At 76.2% G+C, this 521-nt stretch carries 1 protein-coding gene; it reads left to right on the top strand.

Going from position 1 to position 521, the window contains the following annotated elements; genetic code table 11:
• On the top strand, positions 1–521 hold a 521-nt coding region (locus HMPREF3086_RS04185; RefSeq protein ID WP_210401836.1), incomplete at both ends, for a type VII secretion protein EccB.

Here is a 521-nt window from a genome sequence, read left to right on the forward strand (position 1 = left end):
CGTCCGGTCGCGAGACGGGCCCGGACGAGATCGTGCTGGCGGACCAGGACGGCACCGGCTGGCTGCTCCGCGACGGCACCCGCGCGCGCATCGACCTCGGGGACGGCGACCTGCTGGAGATCCTCGGCCTCGGCGGGGTCGACCCGCGTCCGGTCACGGCGGCCCTGGTGGACCCGCTGCCGGAGGTGGACCCGGTGCGCCGGCCGGTGATCGAGATGGCGGGCGAACCGGTCGACTACGGACTCCACGGGCTGCGGATCGGCCAGGTGTTCACCGTGGACACGGCCACGGGGACGCGGACCCACGTCGCGCTGGCCGACGGTGTGCAGGAGGTCGGACCGGTCCTCGCCGACGTGATCCGGTCCACCGCGACGGTCGGGACGGTCGCGCAGGTGCCGCCGGACCGGATGGGCGTGCCGCGGTCGGTGGCGCTGGACGTGGAGGCCTTCCCCGGCGAGCGCCCGACGGTGCTGGAGACGTCCGCCTCGCCGGTGATGTGCGTGCGCGACGCGGGCGGGCCG

The sequence above is a fragment of the Dietzia sp. HMSC21D01 genome, from assembly GCF_001815995.1.
Taxonomy (GTDB): Bacteria; Actinomycetota; Actinomycetes; order Mycobacteriales; family Mycobacteriaceae; genus Dietzia; species Dietzia cinnamea.